Genomic DNA, 20,654 nt, shown 5'->3' on the forward strand with positions numbered 1-20,654 from the left:
AGGAATGGCGTGGCGAGCAGGATGCGGCGGTCCGTGACGATCTCGGCGTTGTCGCACCGCCATGCGCTGGTGCTGCGGACGGATGAGATATGTTACGGCCACCCCGCGCCCTCATCCCGAGGTGCCGGAGCGAAGCGGAGGCCTCGAAGGAGAACTCCAGGGATCGCTCCGCCCGCTGGAGGGCTCCTTCGAGGCCCGCTGGCGCGAGCACCTCGGGATGCGGGCGTGATTGGGATCGGCCGAGGTCCGGGCGGGGCCGGCCAAGCGTTTGAAAGTCATCCGATGCAAGCCCTGCAACTCTTCGGCGACCGCGACCTGCGCCTGACCGAGGTCGAGGCGCCCCCTCCCCCCGGTCCCGGCGAGGTTCGGGTGCGCGTCCGCGCGGTCGGCCTGAACTTCATCGACGTCTGGGGCTTTCGCGGGATGGCCTTCGCCAAGCGGCGTCTGCCGCTGACGGTCGGCGCCGAGGCCGCGGGCGAGATCGCCGAGCTCGGCGAGGGCGTCGAGGGGCTCGAAGCCGGCGACAAGGTCGCGCTCTACGGCGCGATGACCTGTGGCCGATGCCGCGCCTGCACCGAGGGCCGCGACAACCTCTGCGAGGATGTCGGCGGGGTGATGGGCTTCCACATCGACGGCTTCGCCCGCGAGTTCGTCACCATGCCGGCCCGGCTCGTGGTCAAGGTGCCCGACGCGGTCAGCCTCACCGACGCGGCCTGCGCCGGCATCGCCTTCGGCACGGTGCAGCACATGCTGTTCGACAACGCCAAGCTCGAGCCCGGCGAGAGCATCCTGGTCCATGCCGGAGGCTCAGGGATCGGCACCGCGGCGATCCGCATGGCCAAGGCCATCGGCTGCACCGTCTACACGACGGTGGGCGACGACGAGAAGGGCGCCAAGGCCGCCGCGCTCGGGGCCGACCACGTCGTCAACTACCGCACCGAGCGCTTCGAGGGCGAGGTCCGCCGGCTGACCAAGCGGAAGGGCGTGGACGTGGTGTTCGAGCATGTCGGCCCCGACACCTGGAACGGCTCGCTGCTCTGCCTCAAGCGCGGCGGCCGCCTCGTGACCTGCGGCTCGACCTCGGGCGTCTCGACGACGATGAACCTGATGCAGCTGTTCCAGCAGCAATACCGCATCACCGGCTCGTTCGGCTGCCGGCTCGCCAACATTGCGGAATCGCTCGACAAGATGGCCGACGGCATCCGCCCCGTCGTCGACACCGTCTATCCTCTGGCGGACTTCGCGCAGGGGCTCGAACGGCTGGAATCGCGCAAGGTCTTCGGCAAGATCCTCGTGAGCTTCTGACGCCCTCCCCTGTCGCGATGAAATGATCTAAGCCCGCGGAGCTTCCCGCGCGGCGTCGCCCGCCGCGCCCGCGCCCCGCCTCGACGGGACGCCTCCCACCCGAGAGTGACCCGTTGCTGCGCCTCGCCCTGACCCTGAAGCGCAACCTGCCGCGGCTCGCCGGCTATGCGATGCTGCCACTGATCCGCGCGGTGTTCTGGCTGTCGCGGGTCCTCGGCCCCGAGCGCGCGGGGGATGCCGGCGGCGCGCTGCTGCGCGCGCTCGGGCCCTGGCTGCCCTCGCACCGGACGGCGCTGACGAATCTGCGCGCCGCCTTCCCCGACGCGTCCGAGGCCGAGATCCGAGGGATCGCGCGGTCCGCCTGGGACAATCTCGGCCGCACCGGCGCCGAGTACGCCCATCTCGACACGCTGTTCGACTTCGACCCCGCCGACCCCGCGACCCAGCGCATGCAGGTCGAGGGCCTGGAGCATTTCCTGGCGCTGCGCGACGACGGCCGCCCGGGCCTCGTGTTCTCGGCCCATCTCGCCAACTGGGAGCTGCCGGCGATCTGCGCGGCGAAGTTCGATCTCGAGACCACCGCGGTGTTCCGCGCGCCGAACAACCCGGCCGCGGCGCGCCTCGTGCAGGAGGTCCGGCGCAAGACCATGGGGCGGCTCGCCGCCTCCGGGCCGGGCGGCGCCTTCGCGATGCAGGGCGTGGTCGAGCGCGGCGGCCATCTCGGGCAGCTGATCGACCAGCACTTCACCCGCGGCGTCGTGGTGTCGTTCTTCGGGCGTCCGTGCCTAGCGAACCCGCTGCTCGCCAAGCTCGCCCGCCACTACGATTGCCCGGTGCACGGCGCGCGCGTGGTGCGCCTTCCGAACGGCCGGTTTCGGCTCGAGCTGACCCCGCCCCTCGACCTGCCGCGCGACGCGGACGGGCAGATCGCGGTGGCCGGCGCGATGCAGGCGATGACCGCGATCGTCGAGGGCTGGGTGCGCGAGAATCCCGGGCAGTGGTTGTGGATGCACCGGCGCTGGCGGCCGAATATGCTGCCGAAGGCGCGTGCGACCGAGGTCGCCGAGCCTCAAGCCAACGTGATTTCCCAGCCGGCGTCGCGTGCGCTCTCCTGAGGCGATGACGGCGACCCACGCTCGTTCCCACGCGTTCGTCCCGATCCGCGTCCTGCTCGCGGCGTTGGCCGCCGGCCTGCCGTGCGGTCCGGCTGCGGCCGAGCCGTTGCGCGCGGTGGTCGAGCTGTTCACCAGCCAGGGTTGCGCCGCCTGCCGCTCGGCCGATCCGGTGATCGGCGACCTCGCCCGCCAGCCCGGCATCCTCGCGCTGACGCTTCCCGTGACCTACTGGGACTATCTCGGCTGGAAGGACACCCTGGCCCAGCGCCCGTTCGGCGAGCGGCAGCATGCCTATTCCGGCGTGCACGGCGCGCGCCAGATGTTCACCCCCCAGGCCGTGATCAACGGCTCCGCCTCGACCGTCGCCTCGGACAGGGCCGCCCTGGAGAAGCTGCTGCGCGAGGCGAACGCCCGCGGCGGTCTGCCCGTGCCGGTCCGCGGCGAGGAGCGCGACGAGCGGATCGTGATCGAGATCGGGGCCGAGCCGGTACCGAAGGCGGATCTGAAGGGCGACGTCTGGCTGGTTCCGGTCCTGCGCAGCCGCCCGGTCGCGATCGGCGGCGGCGAGAACCGCGGCCGAACCGCCACCTACGTCAACGTCGTGCGCGGCCTGCAGCGCCTCGGGCCCTGGACCGGCCAGGCGGTGCGGTTCGAGGTGCCCCGAACGGCGGCCCGCGTCGCGGAGGCCGATGCCTGGGTCGTGGTGGTTCAGGGGACGGTCGGCGGTCGGCCGGCCAGGATATTCGGCGCCGCCAAAGGGCCCGGTCTCTGAAGGGGCCCGGTCGCTGCGGCACGGAGCCTCGAACCGGAGCAAGCCCCGCCTGGGATCCTCAAAATCGAGCCTCACCCGCAGCCGGGTCATGCCCCGTCGTCGTCGACGCCCGGCGTCGCGGCTCGGTCTTACGGGTCGAGCCCTTCGGCGATGCGGCGGCGGGCGCGCAGCGTCTCCATGCGCGACACCGAGAACACCGAGGCCTCGTAGAGCAGCAGCATCGGCAGCGCGAGGGAGAGCTGCGAGATCACGTCGGGCGGCGTCAGCACGGCGGCGGCGACGAAGACGAGGACGATCGCGTAGCGCCGCTTCTCGCGCAGGAACTTGGCGTCGATGATGCCGATCTGCCCGAGCAGCGTCAGGATCACCGGCAGCTGGAAGGCGATGCCGAAGGCGAAGATTAGCGTCATGATCAGGGAGAGGTACTCGTCGACCTTCGGCAGCAGCGCGATCGTCGGCTCGCCGGCGACGCCGACCTGCTGCAGCGACACCGAGAACTTGATGAGCAGCGGCATCGCCAGGAAGAACACGACCAGCGCGCCGAGCACGAAGAACACCGGCGTGGCGACGAGGTAGGGCATGAACGCCTTGCGCTCGTTGCGGTACAGGCCCGGGGCGACGAAGGCGTAGATCTGCGTCGCGATCACCGGGAAGGCGAGGAACGCCGCGCCGAAGACGCTGAGCTTGATGTTGGTGAAGACCTGCTCGAGGAAGTGCGTCGCGATCAGCTTGGCGTTCTCGACCCCGACGATCGAGACGTAGGGGTGGACGAGGATGTTGTAGATCTCGCGCGAGAAGAAGAAGCACCCGAAGAACATGATCACGAACGCGATCAGCGACTTGATCAGCCGTGCGCGCAATTCGATCAGGTGGTCGAGGAGCGGCGCCCGCGACGCCTCGATCTCGGCCTCGTCCGTCTGGTCGATCATCGCTTAATGGCCTGCGGCCGGTGCGGAGGGGGCCGGGCCGTGCGGCGCGGGCGTCGGGTCCGGGGCCGGCCCGTAGGGGTCGTCGACGGATCCCGGGACGGGAAGCGGCTCGGGGGCGGCCTGCACTTCCGCGACGGGCTGGGCGACGGGCTGTTCCAGGGCCTTCGGCACGTCGTAGGCGCCGCCGGTCGTCGGAGCCGCGCTCTCGGCCGCCTTCAGCTGCGCGGTGGCGTCGGCCAGCGTCGCCGAGCTCGGCTTCGGCGCGCGGGCCTCGACGGCGCCCTTGAGCTCGTCGCGGATGGTCTGGACCGGGTTGAAGCCGCCGCTCGCGCCCCGCACCGTGTCGCGGATGCCGTCGACCTCCTTGCGGACGTCGTCGAGCTCCGCCTCGCGGATCGCCTCGTTGAACTGCATCTGAAACTCGCCCGCCATGCGGCGGACCTTCCGCGTCACCTGCCCGACGGTGCGCAGCGCCTTCGGCAGGTCCTTCGGCCCGATGACGATGAGGGCGACGCCGCCGATCAGCATCACCTCCCCCCAGCTCATGTCCAGCATGTCGTCGACGGTCCTGCAGCCTCGGGCCCGTCGCCACGGCGCCGACGGGCCTCGGGAAATGAGCCGTGCCCCCACACGCGGGGGCGCGGGCCCGGGCCTCCTCAGACGGGCTTGCGCTCGCCCTGCGGCAGGTGGCTCGCCGGGATCGCGGTGCCGGGGCTGGTCTCGCCCGCGTGCGGGATGGTGCGGACGGGCTCGGCCGGGGCGACGGGCGGGGTCGCGGCCTGCGTCGGCGCCTCGTCCTCGGCCATGCCCTTCTTGAACGCCTTGATGCCCTTGGCGACGTCGCCCATCAGGTCCGAGACCTTGCCGCGGCCGAACAGCAGCATCACGATGACGGCGACGACGACCCAGTGCCAGATACTCATGCTGCCCATGGCAACCTCCTGCGCCACGGGTCACGCATCGTGAGAGACGTGTCCGCGTCGGCACGTGTCCGCGGTTGAATTTCGGGCAGAACCTAGGGACCGCGCCGGGTTAACACAAGCGGTCAAACCCGGATCGCCCCGGCAATCCCATGCGGGGACCGCGCCCCGTCAGGCGGCCTGCGCTAGGGCCGCGGCGAATTGCGCACGGGCCAGCGGCAGGTCGAGGCCGTCGCGGGCGCCCCCGAGCCGGGCGAGCGCCGCCTCCGCGCGGCGCAGGGCGGCACCGGCCAGCGACGGCGTGCCCTCCGCGACGGCGCGCATCTCGTCCGCGTCGCCGTTGCAGTGGAGCGCCACGTCGATGCCGGCGGCGAAGGCCGCCTCGGCCCGGGTGCGGAACGGCCCGGTCAGGGCATGCATCGACAGGTCGTCGGTCATCAGCAGGCCGTCGAAGCCGATCGCGCCGCGGATCACGTCGGCGATCACGGGCGCCGACTGGGTCGCCGGCCGGTCGGGATCGATCTGCGTGAATACCACGTGGGCGCTCATTGCCATCGGCAGGTCGGCGAGGGCGCGGAAGGGCCGGAAATCCTGGGCCGCGAGGGATTCGAGGCTCGCCTCGACCACCGGCAGGCCGTGGTGGCTGTCGCAGGCGGCGCGGCCGTGCCCGGGGATGTGCTTCATCACCGGCAGCACCCCGCCGGCCATCAGGCCCTCGGCCACCGCCCGGCCGATCTCGGCCACCTGCTGCGGCGTCGTGGCGTAGGCGCGGTCGCCGATGATGTCGTGGGCGCCGGGCTCGGGCACGTCGAGGACGGGCGCGCAGTCGACGTTGATGCCGACGTCGGCGAGGTCGTGCGCCATCAGGCGCGCGCCGAGCCGCGCCATCGCGGCGGCCGCCCCGTCGAGCCGGCGGAAGCGCCCGCCGGCCGGGTAGGCCGGCCAGTGCGGCGGCCCCATGCGCTGAACCCGGCCGCCCTCCTGGTCGATCAGGATCGGCGCGTCGTCCCGGCCGATCGTGGCGCGCAGCGACGCGGTCAGCGCCCGGACCTCGTCCGGCGTGCCGATGTTGCGCTTGAACAGGATGAAGCCCCAGGGCCGCACGTCGCGGAAGAACGCGGTCTCGTCCGGCGACAGGGTCTTGCCGGCGCAGCCGAGGATCAGGGCACGGGAGGTCATCGGGGACGGTCTTCCCGGGAGGGTTGGGTTGCGGGCATCGCCTGCCCGGACGAAGAATACGAATCCGTGGCGAGCGTCCGACAGGAGATGCCCGCGCCGCAAGGCCAAACCGCGACGTCTGCCGGACCATCGGTCCGCGCACGCTCGGGTGTTGCGCCGGCGACTCAGGCGCGGCCCCGGCGGATCGCCGATCTCAGGCGATCCGCCGACGCGGGTTTTGTGGAGGCGGGCTCAGTTCTTGGCGACGAAGCACTGTCCGCCGGCGCCCTGAAGCTCGGTGCAGAGGCTCGTGGCTTCCGCCTTGGCCAGCGGCCCGACGCGGACCCGGAAGATCGTCTTGCCGTTGACCTCGGCCTGGCGGATCAGCTCCGGCTTGCCGGCGAGCTGGCTGTACTTGCCCTGCATCTCGCGGAAGGCGGTCTGGGCTTCCTTGGCGCTGGTGCGGACGCCGAGCTGGACCGAGAACCCGCCGACGGCGGCGTTGCTCACGGTCGCCGTCGTGGCCGGGGCCTCGACCGGGACGGCGGCCTCGGGCGCGACGGCGGCGACGCGCTGCGGTGCCTTCGGCTTGGCCGGCGGCGGGACCGCCGCAGCGGGCGTGCGCTCGGGCGCCGGCGGCGCCTGCGTTGCGGCGGGCTGCGAGGGCGGCTGCGCGGTCGCGGTCTGGCTCGGCATCTGCGGCGTCGAAGCCGCCGCCATCCGGCCGGGCTTGGGGCGTGCGGCGGATGCATCGTCGCCCGGCAGCGTCATGGTCGGGACCGGCGAGATCGGGGACGATTCCGCCTGGGCCTCGCGCTGGACCGCCGGGGGCGGGGTGTCCGGCCGGACCACGACGGTGCGGACCTTGCGCGGCTGGCCGAACACGTCGAACGAGGCCGAGCCCGGCGTGAGGTTGGCCGTCTCGCCGCGATCCTGTGCCGGCCGATCCTGCCCTTGCGCCGCGCGGGCGGCCTGGGCCACGTCGAGGGGCTGCTCCTCGCGGTTGACGATGCGGATCTGGCTGTCCTTGGCCTTGGGCTCGTAGATCTGGCGGTTCTGGTCCGGGATCTCGACGCCGTCGGCGACCTTCGGCGCGACCTTCACCGGCGAGGTGTCGGCCTGGATCACCGGCACGCCGCCGCCGCTGCCGCCGCGGCTCAGGCCCTTGTAGGTCAGTGCGCCGGTCACCGCGACGACGACGACGGCGACGCCGGCGCCGACCGTGACCAGCCGCCGGCGCGGCTTCACCCGCTTCAGGCTGCGCTGGTCGTAGGCCTCGGAACCGCCGTCCTGGTAGGTCTGCGCGTCGCCGTAGGCCACCGGCTGGTCGGAGCCGTGGTCGACCGAGGCGAGATACTGGTCGAACGCGTCGGCCGGGGTGTTGCGCTGCGGCTCGGCGTAATCGTTCGGATGATGGGCGGCCTCGTTGCCGAAGCTCGGCTCCTGGCGGCCGCGATGGGCGGACGCCTGGGGCGCGGGCTCGCGCCGGTCGTCGCGGGCGGCGAGGAGGGCGCGGAAAGGATCGTCCTGGCCGACGATGCGGGCGAGTTCCGCCAGCGGGTCGGGCTTCTGTGCGGCAGGTTCGACGGCCCGCGGGGCCGGCGAAGGCTGCTGCAGATCGCGCGCGAAGGCGTCGAAATCGACAGGCGCACGCGAAGCGTTCGTCATGGCAGCATCCTTATCCTACGCCGACTTAGGGGGCGCACTCATCGCATCGCGTCCGGAGCGCTCACGCCAAGCACGGCGAGACCGGATGCCAGGACGCCTCGCAGCGCTTCGATCAGCGCCAGCCTCGCCCGAGTCGACTTTCGGTCGGTTGGATTAACAAACCGTAATTGCGGCAAGTCTTTGCCCTTGTTCCAGAAACTATGCAGGCTGCTCGCCGTTTCATAGAGGTGGAACGCGATCCGGTGCGGTTCGTGGGCGGCGGCGGCCGCCTCCAGCACGCGGGGGTATTGCGCGATCAGCCGCAGCATCTCGGCCTCGCCCTCATCGGACAGCAGCGCGAAGTCCGCATCACCCAGCGCCGCCGCATCGGCGGGATCGAAGTCGGGGAACGCATCGCGTGCCTGCCGCTGCACCGAGCGGATGCGGGCATGGGCGTACTGGACATAGAAGACCGGGTTGTCCTTCGACTGCTCGACCACCTTGGCGAGGTCGAAATCGAGGGTCGCGTCGTTCTTGCGGTAGAGCATCATGAAGCGGATCGCGTCGCGGCCGACCTCGTCGATGACCTCGCGGAGCGTCACGAACTCGCCCGAGCGCTTGCTCATCTTCACGGGCTCGCCCGCGCGCAACAGCCGCACCAGCTGGCACAGCTTCACGTCGAGGCTCGCCCGCCCGTCGGTGACCGCCTTCACCGCCGCCTGCATGCGCTTGACGTAGCCGCCGTGGTCGGCGCCGAGGACGTCGATCAGCTCGGTGGCGCCGGCGAGGTACTTCGCCCGGTGGTAGGCGATGTCGGAGGCGAAGTAGGTGTAGGAGCCGTCCGACTTCAGCAGCGGCCGGTCGGTGTCGTCGCCGAAATCCTTGGTGCGGAACAGGGTCTGCTCGCGGTCCTCCCAATCCTCCGGCACCTGCCCCTTGGGCGGCGGCAGGCGTCCCTCGTAGACGAGGCCCTTCTCGCGCAGCTCCGCGAGCAGCGCGGCGACCGCGCCGCCGCCCTCCCCCTGCAGGGTGCGCTCGGAGAAGAACACGTCGTGGTGGATGCCGATCGCGGCGAGGTCCCCGCGGATCATCGCCATCATCGCGGCGATGGCGGTCTCGCGCACCACCGGCAGCCATTCGGATTCCGGTTGCCCGAGCAGCGCGCGGCCGTGGGTCTCGGCCAGCGCCTGCCCCAGCGGCACGAGGTAGTCACCGGGATAGAGACCCTCGGGGATCGCCCCGACCTCCTCGCCCAGCGCCTCGCGGTAGCGCAGGTAGGCGGAGCGGGCGAGCACGTCGACCTGCGCGCCGGCGTCGTTGATGTAGTACTCGCGCGTCACCTGCCGGCCGGCGGCGACCAGGAGGTTGGCCAGCGCGTCGCCGAACACCGCCCCGCGGCCGTGCCCGACATGCATCGGGCCGGTCGGGTTGGCCGAGACGTACTCGATGTTGACCGGGCCGCCCGCCATCCGTCCGCGCCCATAGCCGGCGGGATCGGCCAGCACGCCGCGCAGAACGTCGTGGAACACGGCGGGCGCGAGGCGCAGGTTGATGAAGCCGGGGCCGGCGACCTCGGCTCCGACCACGCGCGGGTCCGTGCGCAGCTCGGCGGCCAGCGCCTCGCCCAACGCCTTCGGGTTGGTCTTGGCCTCCTTGGCGAGCACCAGGGCGGCGTTGGTGGCGAGGTCGCCGTGGCTCGCGTCGCGCGGCGGCTCGACCACGACCCGGGCGAGGTCGAGGCCTTCGGGCAGCGTCCCGCCGCGGACCAGCGCCTCGACGGCCTCGCGCACGCGCGCCTCGAACAGGGCGAAGATGTTCATGATCGTGTCAAATCCGCTCGCACCGGCGCCCGACGATGCGACGGTGTCTCATCCCCGCGCCATAGCAAGGGGGGGCGGAGGTGTCACGGCAGGGACGGCTCCGCGGTGCTGGTCCACCCTTGCAGGACCGTGCGCAGCGGCTTCGGCAACGCGACGGGCCGGCGGGTGGCGCGGTCGACGTAGACGTGCACGAAGAAGCCCTCGGCCGCGGCCTCGTCGGCGTCGCCGCGGAACAGCCCGATCTCGTAGCGCACGCTCGACCGGCCGATCCGCGCGACGCGCACGCCGGCGGTGACCACGTCTGGGAAGGCGATCGGCGCGTGGTAGCGGCAGCCGGTCTCGACGACGAGGCCGATCACCGGGGATCGCGCGATGTCGAGCACGCCGGCCTCGACCAGCAGGCCGTTCACCGCGGTGTCGAAGAACGCGTAGTAGACCACGTTGTTGACGTGCCCGTAGACGTCGTTGTCGGCCCAGCGCGTGCCAATCGAGACGTGGCGCGGATAGGACGCCCGGTTCGTGGCGGCGCGGAGTGAGGTGGCGGCGTTCGGGGCAGGCGTCTCGCGCATCGCGGCGTCCATCGGGCAGGGCACGTGATGCCCGGTCTACCAGATCGCGGGCGGCGTTTCGCGCATCCGGGCGGCTCGATCCGCACCCGGGATCGCTTCCCGGCTAGGCGGATCGCGCGCATCGCCTGAGCAACCCGCGGAGATTTTGTGCAGAGCCGCGTCCGCGATTTGACGGGCTGGTTCGAGCGGTTACCGTTCCCCGTCTCGGGCCCGCCGCGAGCGGGTCGGGTCGCGTTCGGAAGAGGTGGCCGATGGACGAACCCGCCGCAGCGATGAATGTCGGGGTCTTCATCCCGATCGGCAACAACGGCTGGTTGCTCTCCGAGAATGCTCCGCAATACAAGCCGAGCTTCGCCCTCAACAAGGCGGTGACGTTGAAGGCCGAGGGCTACGGCCTCGACTTCGCCCTGTCGATGATCAAGCTGCGCGGCTTCGGCGGCAAGACCGAGTTCTGGGACCACAACCTCGAATCGTTCACGCTGATGGCCGGGCTCGCCGCCGTCACCTCGCGGATCAAGCTCTACGCCACGGCGCCGACCCTGTGCTTCCCGCCCGCGATCACGGCGCGGATGGCCGCGACGATCGACTCGATCTCCGAGGGACGCTTCGGCCTCAACCTGATCACGGGCTGGCAGAAGCCGGAATATTCGCAGATGGGCCTTTGGCCCGGCGACGCCTTCTTCGCCGACCGGTACCGGTACCTCTCGGAATACGCGCAGATCCTGCGCGAGCTCTGGGAGACCGGGCGCAGCGACCTCAAGGGCCAATACTTCCAGATGGACGATTGCCGCCTGAGCCCGCGGCCGCAAGGTGCGATGAAGGTGATCTGCGCCGGCCAGAGCGAGGCCGGCATGGCCTTCACCGCAACCTACGCCGACTACAATTTCTGCTTCGGCAAGGGCGTGAACACCCCTACCGCCTTCGCGCCGACGGTTGCGCGCCTCGAGGCCGCCAAGGCGAAGACCGGCCGCGACGTCTCCTCCTACGTGCTGTTCATGGTGATCTCCGACGAGACCGATGCCGCCGCCCACGCCAAGTGGGAGCACTACAAGGCGGGCGCGGACCAGGAGGCGATCGCCTGGCTCGGCGTGCAGGGCGCGGCCGACACGAAGTCCGGCGCCGACACCAACGTGCGCCAGATGGCCGACCCGACCTCGGCGGTGAACATCAACATGGGCACCCTCGTCGGCTCGTTCGAGAGCGTGGCGCGGATGCTCGACGCGGTGATGACCGTGCCCGGCACCGGCGGGGTGCTGCTGGTGTTCGACGATTTCCTGAAGGGGCTCGACGATTTCGGGCAGAAGATCCAACCGCTGATGCTGACCCGCCGGCACGTCGCCGCGGCTGCGGCGCCGCTCTCCGAGGTCGCGTGATGGAGGCGCCCGCCGGATACCGCGACGCCGCCGGCCGCTTCGGCGGCGTGACGCTGCCCGCGCGGCCCGAGCCGATCGCCTTCGCGCCCGAGGCCACCGCGCTCATCGTCGTCGACATGCAGAACGCCTACGCGACGAAGGGCGGCTACCTCGATCTGGCCGGCTTCGACGTGTCGCAGACCGGGCCGGTGATCGGCCGCATCGCCGCCGCCGTCGCGGCCGCGCGGGCGGCCGGCATCGTCGTGCTGTGGTTCCAGAACGGATGGGACGCCGACTACGTCGAGGCCGGGGGGCCGGGCTCGCCGAACTGGCACAAGTCCAACGCGCTGAAGACCATGCGCCGGCAGCCGGGGCTGAACAGCCGGCTGCTGACCCGCGGCACCTGGGACTACGACCTCGTCGACGCGCTGAAGCCGCAGCCCGGCGACATCGTCATGGGCAAGCCGCGCTACAGCGGCTTCTACAACACGGCGCTCGACAGCACCCTGCGGGCGCGCGGCATCCGCACCCTGGTCTTCACCGGAATCGCCACCAACGTCTGCGTGGAATCGACCCTGCGCGACGGGTTCTTCCTCGAATATTTCGGCATCGTGCTGGCCGACGCCACCCACCAGGCCGGCCCGCCGAGCCTGCAGGAGGGCGCGCTCCTCAACATCGAGACGTTCTTCGGCTGGGTCTCGGACGTGGCGGCCTTCGAGACGGCGCTCGGTGCCGAGCCGCGTCGCACCGAAGCCGCCGAGTGATCGCCAACGGAAAGTCCCGAATACAATGCCCAAGACCGTCGTGATCCCGCCCGGCACCGGCAAGCCGCTGGCGCCCTACGTGCCCGGAACCCTGGCCGACGGCGTGCTCTACGTCTCGGGCACGCTGCCGCTCGACGCCGACGCCAACGTCGTCCATGTGGGAGACGCGTCGGCCCAGACCCGCCACGTGCTCGAGACGATCAAGGGCGTCGTCGCGGCCGCCGGCGGGACCATGGACGACGTGACCTTCAACCACGTCTTCCTGAAGGACTGGGCCGACTACGCGGCGATCAACGCGGTCTATGCCGAATACTTCCCCGGCGAGAAGCCGGCGCGCTACTGCATCCAGTGCGGGCTGGTGAAGCCGGACGCGCTGGTCGAGATCGCCTCTGTGGCGCATGTCGGCAGGCCGGTCGGCGCGCTCGCCGTCGACACCTCGGTCTGATGCCGGTCCATCACGACGTCGCCGGCGACGGCGCGCGGACCGTCCTGCTCTCGCCCGGGCTCGGCGGGATGGCGGGCTACTTCGCGCCGCAGATGCCCGCGCTGGATCCGCACTTCCGCGTCCTGACCTACGACCATCGCGGCACCGGCCGCTCGAAGGGCCCGCTCGAGCCCGGCCACGACATCGCGGCGATGGCGGAGGACGCGCTGTCGGTCCTCGACGCCACCGGCACCGCGAGGGCGGACGTCGTCGGGCACGCGCTCGGCGGGCTGATCGCGCTGCAATTGGCGCTCAACCACCCGACGCGCGTCGGGCGCATCGTCGTGATCAACGGCTGGGACGCGATCGATTCCGCGACGCTGCGGTGCTTTTCCGCCCGCAAGGCGCTCCTGAACCATGCCGGCCCCGAGGCCTTCGTCCGCGCGCAGGCGATCTTCCTCTATCCCGCCCGGTGGCTGTCCGAGAATGCCGCGCGGGTGGCGGCGGACGAGGCGCATGCGCTGGCGCATTTCCCCGGGCCCGAGACGGTGCTCGCGCGGATCGGCGCGCTGGAGCGCTTCACCCTGGCCGGGCGGCTCGGCGCGATCCCGCACGAGACCCTGGTGATGGCCGCCCGCGACGACGTGCTGGTGCCCTACACCGCGTCCGAACGCCTCGCCGCCGGCCTCGCCAAGGCCCGCCTCGACTTGGTGTCCGAGGGCGGCCACGCCCACAGCGTCACGCGGGCGGAAGCCTTCAACCGGACGCTGTTCGACTTCCTGCTCTGATTGGGCGGAAACTCTCCGAGGCCGGCTCGAACAGCGGCACCTGGCGCATCTCCGGCACCAGCACCAGGCCCCTGTCGGTGATGCGGATCTGCGGGATCACCGAGAGCGGGATCAGGTTGAAGCCCATGTAGGGGATGGTGCAGCCGGCCCGCTCCCAGGCGACCTTCAGAGCGCGGACCTCCTCGGCGACCGCGCCGACGCGCTTGTCCGAGAGCAGGCCCGCCACCGGCAGCGGCACCATCGCGACGACCGCGCCGTCCTCGACCACGCAGACCCCGCCCTGATGCGCCGCGATGGCGTCGACCGCGACCCGCATGTCGGCCTCGTTCAGCCCGGCGACGATGAGGTTGTGCGAATCGTGGCCGACGCTGCTCGCCACCGCGCCGCGCTTCAGCCCGAAGGCGCGCAGCAGCCCGTGCGCGGCGTGGCCGCCGAGCCCATGCCGCTCCACCACGGCGACGTGGCACAGATCGTTCTCGGCGAGCGTCGTCGGCCAGTCTACGGCGGGATCGAGCGTGATGCGCTCGTGGACGAGCTCGATGCCGGGCAGCGTCGTGCGGATCGCGTTGACGGTGCAGGGGGCTTCCGGCAGCGTCGGGATCAGCGACGGCACCGGCACCGGCAGGTGGACGGTGGCGTAGGCGCGCGCCGGGTAGCGGTAGGGGCGCGACAGGGCCGCGTCGAGGCGCGGCGTGATCGAGCGGTTCTCGACCACCAGCTCGCCGCCGTACCAGGTCGATTGCGGCACGAGGTCGTCGTCGAGCAGCACGAGGTCGGCCCGCCGGCCGCCGCCGAGGCCGCCGATCTCGCCGTCGAGGCCGTAGCGCGTCGCGGGGTGCAGCGAGCCCATCGACCAGGCCGCCGGCTTCGGGATGCCCATCCGCACCGCTTCGCGCACCACCCAGTCGAGCCCGTAGGCGAGGAGGTCCTCGGCGTCGCGGTCGTCGGTGCAGCAGCAGACTCGCTTCCAGGCGGCGCCGTAATCGACCACCGTGCCGATCGCCTTCGGCAGCGAGTGCCACGGCGTCGTCGGCGGCCCGCCGCGCAGGAAGATCCAGATGCCGGCGTCGAGCAGGTCGTCGGCGATGTCGCGGTCGATCGCCTCGTGGGTGTCGGTGACGCCGGACGCGGCGTAGGCGGCGACGAAGTCGCGGCCGTAGATGTGGCCCGAGACCGGGCGCCCGCGCGACAGCGAAGCCGCGATGATCGCGTGGGCGCGGGGATCGCCCTCGGCGACCGCGACGAAATCCATCTTCTCGCCCAGGCCCAAGGCCTCGGGCCAGGCGTCGAACAGGGCGGCGATCTTCTCGGCGGTGAGGTCGCCGCCGGCGGTCTCCAGCTCCGGCGTCGTCGCCGGCACCGTGCTCGGCACGGTGAGGTAGATGTTGAGCGCCGCCGCGCGGGCATCCTCCAGCATCCAGGCGACGCCGTCGGCATCGAGCACGTTGCCGATCTCGTGGCTGTCGCAGACGATCGTCGTCGTGCCGTTCAGAAGTGCCGCCTCGGCGTAGGCGCAGGCGGTGATCATGCTGCTTTCGATGTGCAGATGCGGGTCGACGAGGCCCGGCGCGATCAGCCCGCCGCCCGCATCGAACCGCGCCGCGCCGCCGCGATGGCTGCCGGCGGGCTTCACCGCGGCGATCCGGCCGCCCGCGATCCAGACCTCGCGCTCGGGCAGGATGCGGTCGGAATAGGTCGAGAGCACCCGCGCGCCGGCGATCACGAGGTCCGGCTCGGCCCGGCCCGACGCCACGTCGGCGAGGCGGCGCGTCATCTGCGCGAGCGGCGCGACGGAGAAGCGGTTCAGCGGCGTTTGCGACATCGGGTCGGACACTCTCGCGGGCGGATGGAGGCGATCCGGGCACGCATCGTGCCAGGGCGGCCGGACCGGTCGACAGGACCGAGGTTCCACCCGAGAGGCGGCGAAACCATGCCCGACTTCGATCTCGCGATCCGCGGCGGCACCGTCGTCACCGCCGCCGACACGCTGCGTGCCGAGATCGGCATCCGCGACGGCCGCATCGTCGCGGTGGCCGAGCGGGTGGCGGACGCGGCCCGGACCATCGACGCGTCCGGGCTGCTGGTGCTGCCGGGCGGCATCGACAGCCACGTCCACATCGCGCAGCCCTCGGGGCCCGGCATCGTCATGGCCGACGACTTCGCCTCGGCGACGCGGGCGGCCGCCGCCGGCGGCAACACCTGCGTGATGCCGTTCGCGTTGCAGCCGCGCGGCAGCTCCCTGCGCGCGGCGGCCGAGGCCTATCGCGGTCTGGCCGAGGGGCAATGCCACGTCGACGCGGCGATCCACCTGATCGTCTCGGACCCGACCGAGGCGGTGCTCGGGCAGGAGCTGCCGGCGCTGATCGCCGCCGGCTACACCTCGTTCAAGGTCTTCATGACGTACGACGACTTGGTCCTGAACGACCGGCAGATCCTCGACGTGTTCGACGTCGCCCGGCGCGAGGGCGCCCGCGTGATGGTCCATGCCGAGGGCTACGACGCGATCCGCTACCTCGGCGAGCGCCTGGAGAAGGCCGGGGAGACCCGGCCCTTCGGCCATGCGCTGTCGCGGCCGCAACCGGTCGAGCGCGAGGCGGCGCATCGGGCGATCAGCCATGCCGAGCTGGTCGACCTGCCGATCGTCATCGTCCACGTCTCGGGCGAGCAGGCGATGGAGCAGATCGCGTGGGCGCAGGGGCGCGGCCTGAAGATCCATGCAGAGACCTGCCCGCAATACCTGACGCTGACGGCCGACGACATGAAGGGGATCGGCGACGACCCGATGTCGGGCGCGAAGTACGTCTGCTCGCCGCCGCCGCGGGATGCCGCGAGCCAGGCGGCGATCTGGTCCGGCCTGCAGCGCGGGATCTTCGACGTGGTCTCCTCCGACCATTGCCCGTTCCGCTACGACGACCCCCAGGGCAAGCTCAACCCGCGCGGAAGAACCTCCTTCCGCTGGATCCCGAACGGCATTCCCGGCATCGAGACCCGGCTGCCGGTGCTCTTCTCCGAGGGCGTGTCCAAGGGCCGGATCTCGCTGAACCAGTTCGCGGCGCTTACCGCGACGAACCACGCCAAGCTCTACGGCCTGTATCCGAAGAAAGGCTCGATCGGCCCCGGCTTCGACGCCGACCTGACCCTGTGGGACCCGAACCGCCGCGAGACGATCACGCAGGCGGCGCTCCATCACGGCGCCGACTACACCCCCTGGGAGGGGCTTTCGGTGACCGGCTGGCCGGTGATGACGATCGCGCGCGGGCAGGTCGTCGCCGAGGACGGCCGGGTGCTGTCCGTGCCGGGCCAGGGCCGCGTGCTCGACCGGAGCATCGTGCCGGGCTGAAGGTCAGGCCGCCCCGACATCCCGAAAGATCCGGTCCGGCGCGAACGGCGTCGCGGTGAGCCGCGCGCCGGTCGCGTCGCGGATCGCGTTGGCGAGCGCCGGGGCGACCGGGTTGAACGGGCTCTCGCTCATCGATTTCGCGCCGAGCGGGCCGATGCTGTCGTGGGTGTCGGCGAACAGCACCTCGGTCGCCGGCACGTCGGCGCAGGCCGGGATGTGGTAGTTCCGGAACGTCTGGGTGATCACGCGGCCGGCCTCGTCGAGGCGCACGTCCTCGTACAGCGCCGCGCCGAGGGCCTGCGCGACGCCGCCCTCGACCTGCCCGCGGCACTGCATCGGGTTGATCACGCGGCCTGCATCGGCCGCGTGGACGCTGCGCAGGATCCGGACCTCGCCGGTCCCCGGATGCACGGCGACCCGGAACGCCTGGACGTTGAAGGCGACCGAGCGCGGCGAGCCGTCGGCCCGGCCTTCCGCTTCGAGCGGACCCTCGGCGATGAGGTCGGCCAACGCGATGCGGCCCCCCGGAACGATCACGTGGTCGGCTTCGAGGCGGCAGTCGGCGGCCGCGGCGCCCGCCTGCGCCGCCGCCCGGGTCAGGATCGCGCGCGCGAGCGCCTCCGCCGCGTTCAGCGTCGCGCGCCCCGCCACGACGATGCCGGTGCTGCCGTAGGCGCCGGTGTCGTGGCCGACCGCGTCGGTGTCGGAGGCGCGGATGCGGATGCGGTCCGGCGCGGTGCCGAGGGCGGCCGCCGCGATCTGCGCATGCACGGTGGTGGTGCCGTTGCCGAACTCCGCGGTGCCGACCGAAAGCTCGTAGACGGCGCCGTCGGAAGGGTCGCCATCACCGCGACGGACCCCCTCTCCCGTGCGGGAGAGGGCTGGGGTGAGGGACGAGGACGCGCCGGAGAGGCCACGCCCCTCACCCTGTCCCGCTCCCCCTGGGAGAAGGGACCCGCGATCGGATGGCCCGGACAGGGAAAGCCGGATGCGCGCGTCCGAAAAATGCCCGCGCGGGGGGATCGTGTCGATCATCGCCATCGCCATGCCCTCGCCGACACGCCAGCCTTCCGGAGCCGGGTCGCCGCCGGGGGCCGCCATCGCACGCTCGGCGAGGTCGAGGCACTGGTCGAGGCCGTAGCTGCCGTATTCGACGTCGTGCGGCTCCAGGCTGGTCGAGACCATCGGGTCGCCGGGCCGCACCGCGTTGCGGCGGCGCATCGCGTAAGGGTCGAGGCCGAGGTCGCGGGCGAGCTCGTCCATCGCCGATTCGACGGCGAAGATCGTCTGGCTGAGGCCGTAGCCGCGGAAGGCGCCGGCCGGCAGGGTGTGGGTGTAGACGGCGTAGCCGTCGACGCGCTTGTTCGGGCAGCGATAGGCGCCGATCACCTCGTTGGTGCCATGGTGGAGCACGCCGCCGGCATGGTTGCCGTAGGCCCCGGTGTTCGAGACGACGTCGAGCTGGATCGCGGTGAGCGTGCCGTCGGCTCGCGCGCCGAGCTTCACCCGGACCCGCATCGGATGGCGGGTGGTGGTGGCGGTGAACTGCTCCTGGCGGGTGAGCTCCCACTTCACCGGGCGCCCGGTGCGGAGCACCGCCAGCGCGACGAGGTCCTCGGTCAGCATCTCCTGCTTGCCGCCGAAGCCGCCGCCGACGCGGGCCGCCATCACCCGCACCTGCGATCGGTCGAGGCCGAACAGCGTGCAGAGCGCGTCGCGGGTCAGGAACGGCACCTGCGTTGAGGAGCGGATCACGAGGCGGCCGTCCGCGTCCCGCCAGCCGATCGCGCCGTGGGTCTCGAGATGGGCGTGCTGCACCCGCTGCGAGAGATAGGTGCCCTCGTGGATGCGGTGCGCCTCGGCAAAACCCGCCTCGACGTCGCCGACCAGGCCGTGCGCCTCGGCCGCAAGGTTCGCGCGGAACGCCTGCGGCGGCGCGTCCGCCCCCGACACGACCCCGCCGTGGACGCGCGGCGCGTCGGGCCGCATCGCATCCTCCGGGTCGAACACCGCCGGCAACGGCTCGTAGGCGACAGCGAGCGCCCGCACGCCGGCCTCCGCCGCGGCTTCCGTCTCGGCGACCACCGCGGCGACGCGCTGGCCAACGAAGCGGACGGTGTCGTCGAGCACGCGGGTATCAGGCGCGTCGTCGGCCGGGTTCTCGTGTCGGCCGGTGGAGAAGCGCAGGTTCGGCACGTCCGCATGGGTGAGCACCGCGACGACGCCCGGGAGCGCCAGGGCCGCCGCGCGATCGATCGCGACGATCCGCGCGTGCGCGTGGTCTGAGCGGAGCACCCGCATGTGCAGCAGGCCCGGCATGGCGAGGTCGAAGGTGTAGCCGGCGCGGCCCGACACGATGTCCGGCGCCGCGGGCGCCGGCACGCTGCGCCCGATCGGGTCGCTCGCGGTCGCCGCCTCGGCCGAGGCGATGCCGGCGATGGCGTCGCGGATGGCGCGGTAGCCGGTGCAGCGGCAGAGATTGCCCTTCAGCGCCGCGCCGAGGTCGCGCTTCTGGCCCTGGTCGAGGGACGCCGCCGTCATGATCATCCCGGGCGTGCAGAAGCCGCACTGGAAGCCCTGGGCCGCGACGAAGGCCGCCTGCATCGGGTGCAGCGGGTCCGGCGCTCGATCCGGCGCCCGGTCCGGCACCCCCTGCCCCGGCCGGCACGGGCCGGACAGCCCCTCGATGGTGGTGACGCTGCGCCCCTCGGCCCGGAACGCCGGCAGCAGGCAGCTGTGGATCGGCTCGCCGTCGAGGTGGACCGTGCAGGCGCCGCAATCGCCGGCGTCGCACCCCTTCTTGACGCCGAACCAGCCCTGCTCGCGCAGCAGCGTGCGCAGGCACTGGCCGGGACGCGGCGCCACCTCCTCGGCATGGCCGTTGACGACGATCCTCATGCGCCCTCGCTGAGCTCGGCCCGGATCTCCTCGGCGAGCAGGCCGGTGACGTGGTGGCGCCAATCCGGCGCGCCGTGCACGTCGTCGTACCAGAGCGCGTCGTCGATCCGCGTTGCGATCGCGTCGGCGAGGTCGCGGGCGCTCGGCGGCGCCGGGAAGACGAGGCGCACCGGGCGGCGGGTCGAGGCCGTGACGGTGACGACGCGCGTGCCGTCGGCGTCCCGCGTGCCGATCAGCAGGGCGCCGGAGCGGCCGTTCGGGCTCAGCGAGATCCGGCGGAAGGCCGCGCGCCGCTTGAGGGCCGAGGCCGGCATGTCGAGGCGCAGCAGGACCTCGTCCGGGGCGAGCGCGGTCGCCTGCGGCCCGAGCACGAACTCGGCCACCGCCATCCGGCGCTCGCCGCCCGCGCCGGTGCGGATGGTGCAGACGCCGTCGAGCGCCACGGCGAGCGCGATCATCGGCCCGGCGGGCAGCGCAAGGCAGAGGTTGCCGCCCACGGTCGCCCGGTTCCAGATCTTGAACGAGCCGAGCAGCGCCCGGCAGCTCTGCCCGACGAGCGGCGCGGCGATCCAGGCGGGCGGCAGCTCGATCCGGTCCAGCTCGGCGATCGTGCAGGTGGCCGACAGGCTCAAGCCCGCTTCGGTCGCCGCGCTCGGCGGAAGCGCCAGGGCGGTGAGGTCGATCAGCCGCGCGAGATGCGGCTGCGGCTCCGAGAACAGCCAGGTGCCGCCGGCGAGCCACGCGTCGCCCGCGCGCCAGCCCGGCAGCGAGCCGGGCTCCCGCGGGGTGAGGACCGAGCTGATCGTATCGAGATCCATGCGGCTGCGCCCAAGCAAGTCTTCGTCCAACCGCC

At 72.1% G+C, this 20,654-nt stretch carries 18 protein-coding genes; 8 read left to right on the forward strand and 10 right to left on the reverse strand.

The genetic code is table 11. The features are described from left to right. The first annotated feature begins 282 nt into the window (after positions 1 to 282). The 3 genes from ACFZ8E_RS16880 to ACFZ8E_RS16890 all read left to right on the forward strand — a co-directional run bounded on the left by ACFZ8E_RS16880 (position 283) and on the right by ACFZ8E_RS16890 (position 3,192). Positions 283 to 1,305 (forward strand): zinc-binding dehydrogenase, encoded by a 1,023-nt coding sequence (locus tag ACFZ8E_RS16880; RefSeq protein ID WP_147727049.1) that lies wholly within the window; start codon positions 283 to 285, stop codon positions 1,303 to 1,305. 113 nt (positions 1,306 to 1,418) lie between these two features. After that, positions 1,419 to 2,420: a lipid A biosynthesis lauroyl acyltransferase gene (locus ACFZ8E_RS16885; protein ID WP_243945498.1), complete on the forward strand. Its 1,002-nt coding sequence runs from the start codon at positions 1,419 to 1,421 to the stop codon at positions 2,418 to 2,420. Positions 2,421 to 2,424: 4 nt separating this feature from the next. Continuing rightward, entirely contained in the window at positions 2,425 to 3,192 is a 768-nt protein-coding gene (locus ACFZ8E_RS16890) for a thioredoxin family protein (protein ID WP_243988810.1), read from the forward strand. A gap of 128 nt (positions 3,193 to 3,320) precedes the next feature. Here the strand turns inward: ACFZ8E_RS16890 and tatC are convergent, their stop codons facing one another. The 7 genes from tatC to ACFZ8E_RS16925 all read right to left on the reverse strand — a co-directional run bounded on the left by tatC (position 3,321) and on the right by ACFZ8E_RS16925 (position 10,235). After that, positions 3,321 to 4,121 (reverse strand): twin-arginine translocase subunit TatC, encoded by an 801-nt coding sequence (gene tatC / locus ACFZ8E_RS16895; protein WP_147727046.1) that lies wholly within the window; start codon positions 4,119 to 4,121, stop codon positions 3,321 to 3,323. A gap of 3 nt (positions 4,122 to 4,124) precedes the next feature. Further along, entirely contained in the window at positions 4,125 to 4,676 is a 552-nt protein-coding gene (gene tatB / locus ACFZ8E_RS16900; RefSeq protein WP_147727045.1) for a Sec-independent protein translocase protein TatB, read from the reverse strand. 101 nt (positions 4,677 to 4,777) lie between these two features. After that, the gene (locus ACFZ8E_RS16905) at positions 4,778 to 5,053 is read right to left on the reverse strand and encodes a twin-arginine translocase TatA/TatE family subunit (protein WP_147727044.1); all 276 of its coding nucleotides are present in this window, start codon (positions 5,051 to 5,053) and stop codon (positions 4,778 to 4,780) included. Between the two features lie 159 nt (positions 5,054 to 5,212). Then, the gene (nagZ, locus tag ACFZ8E_RS16910; protein WP_147858685.1) at positions 5,213 to 6,220 is read right to left on the reverse strand and encodes a beta-N-acetylhexosaminidase; all 1,008 of its coding nucleotides are present in this window, start codon (positions 6,218 to 6,220) and stop codon (positions 5,213 to 5,215) included. A gap of 231 nt (positions 6,221 to 6,451) precedes the next feature. Next, on the reverse strand, positions 6,452 to 7,867 hold the full coding sequence (locus ACFZ8E_RS16915) for an SPOR domain-containing protein (protein ID WP_243937490.1): 1,416 nt from the start codon (positions 7,865 to 7,867) through the stop codon (positions 6,452 to 6,454). Positions 7,868 to 7,905: 38 nt separating this feature from the next. Continuing rightward, positions 7,906 to 9,666, reverse strand: a complete 1,761-nt coding sequence (gene argS, locus ACFZ8E_RS16920) for an arginine--tRNA ligase (RefSeq protein ID WP_405043307.1) — start codon at positions 9,664 to 9,666, stop codon at positions 7,906 to 7,908. A gap of 83 nt (positions 9,667 to 9,749) precedes the next feature. Continuing rightward, positions 9,750 to 10,235, reverse strand: a complete 486-nt coding sequence (locus ACFZ8E_RS16925) for an acyl-CoA thioesterase (RefSeq protein ID WP_405043308.1) — start codon at positions 10,233 to 10,235, stop codon at positions 9,750 to 9,752. A 272-nt stretch (positions 10,236 to 10,507) separates the two neighbouring features. Between ACFZ8E_RS16925 and rutA the strand changes: the two genes are divergently transcribed. Genes rutA through rutD form a run of 4 tightly spaced genes read left to right on the forward strand, consistent with a single transcriptional unit; the run spans position 10,508 to position 13,563 of the window. Then, entirely contained in the window at positions 10,508 to 11,608 is a 1,101-nt protein-coding gene (rutA, locus tag ACFZ8E_RS16930; protein ID WP_243988821.1) for a pyrimidine utilization protein A, read from the forward strand. Beyond that, positions 11,608 to 12,351 carry a pyrimidine utilization protein B gene (gene rutB, locus ACFZ8E_RS16935; protein WP_244030238.1) on the forward strand — a complete coding sequence of 248 codons (744 nt, stop codon included), beginning with the start codon at positions 11,608 to 11,610 and terminating at the stop codon, positions 12,349 to 12,351. The genes rutA and rutB overlap by 1 nt, the downstream gene beginning before the upstream one ends. A 25-nt stretch (positions 12,352 to 12,376) precedes the next feature. Next, complete coding sequence (gene rutC / locus ACFZ8E_RS16940; RefSeq protein ID WP_147727583.1) at positions 12,377 to 12,796, forward strand: pyrimidine utilization protein C; 420 nt, start codon at positions 12,377 to 12,379, stop codon at positions 12,794 to 12,796. Further along, positions 12,796 to 13,563: a pyrimidine utilization protein D gene (gene rutD / locus ACFZ8E_RS16945; RefSeq protein WP_405043309.1), complete on the forward strand. Its 768-nt coding sequence runs from the start codon at positions 12,796 to 12,798 to the stop codon at positions 13,561 to 13,563. Before rutC ends, rutD begins: the two co-directional genes overlap by 1 nt. Here the strand turns inward: rutD and ACFZ8E_RS16950 are convergent. Continuing rightward, complete coding sequence (locus ACFZ8E_RS16950) at positions 13,532 to 15,385, reverse strand: adenine deaminase C-terminal domain-containing protein (protein WP_405043310.1); 1,854 nt, start codon at positions 15,383 to 15,385, stop codon at positions 13,532 to 13,534. The two genes, rutD and ACFZ8E_RS16950, sit on opposite strands and share 32 nt — an antisense overlap. A gap of 108 nt (positions 15,386 to 15,493) precedes the next feature. Here ACFZ8E_RS16950 and hydA point away from each other — a divergent pair, with 108 nt between their 5' ends. Next, positions 15,494 to 16,903, forward strand: coding sequence for a dihydropyrimidinase (hydA, locus tag ACFZ8E_RS16955; RefSeq protein ID WP_405043311.1), 1,410 nt, complete (start codon positions 15,494 to 15,496; stop codon positions 16,901 to 16,903). A 3-nt stretch (positions 16,904 to 16,906) separates the two neighbouring features. Here hydA and ACFZ8E_RS16960 read toward each other — a convergent pair whose 3' ends face one another. Both ACFZ8E_RS16960 and ACFZ8E_RS16965 read right to left on the reverse strand, forming a co-directional pair. Beyond that, the gene (locus tag ACFZ8E_RS16960) at positions 16,907 to 19,801 is read right to left on the reverse strand and encodes a molybdopterin-dependent oxidoreductase (RefSeq protein ID WP_405043312.1); all 2,895 of its coding nucleotides are present in this window, start codon (positions 19,799 to 19,801) and stop codon (positions 16,907 to 16,909) included. After that, positions 19,798 to 20,619, reverse strand: a complete 822-nt coding sequence (locus ACFZ8E_RS16965; RefSeq protein WP_147728322.1) for a xanthine dehydrogenase family protein subunit M — start codon at positions 20,617 to 20,619, stop codon at positions 19,798 to 19,800. The genes ACFZ8E_RS16960 and ACFZ8E_RS16965 overlap by 4 nt, the downstream gene beginning before the upstream one ends. Positions 20,620 to 20,654: the final 35 nt, after the last annotated feature.

Source organism: Methylobacterium sp. HMF5984 (assembly GCF_045033435.1).
Lineage (GTDB): Bacteria > Pseudomonadota > Alphaproteobacteria > Rhizobiales > Beijerinckiaceae > Methylobacterium.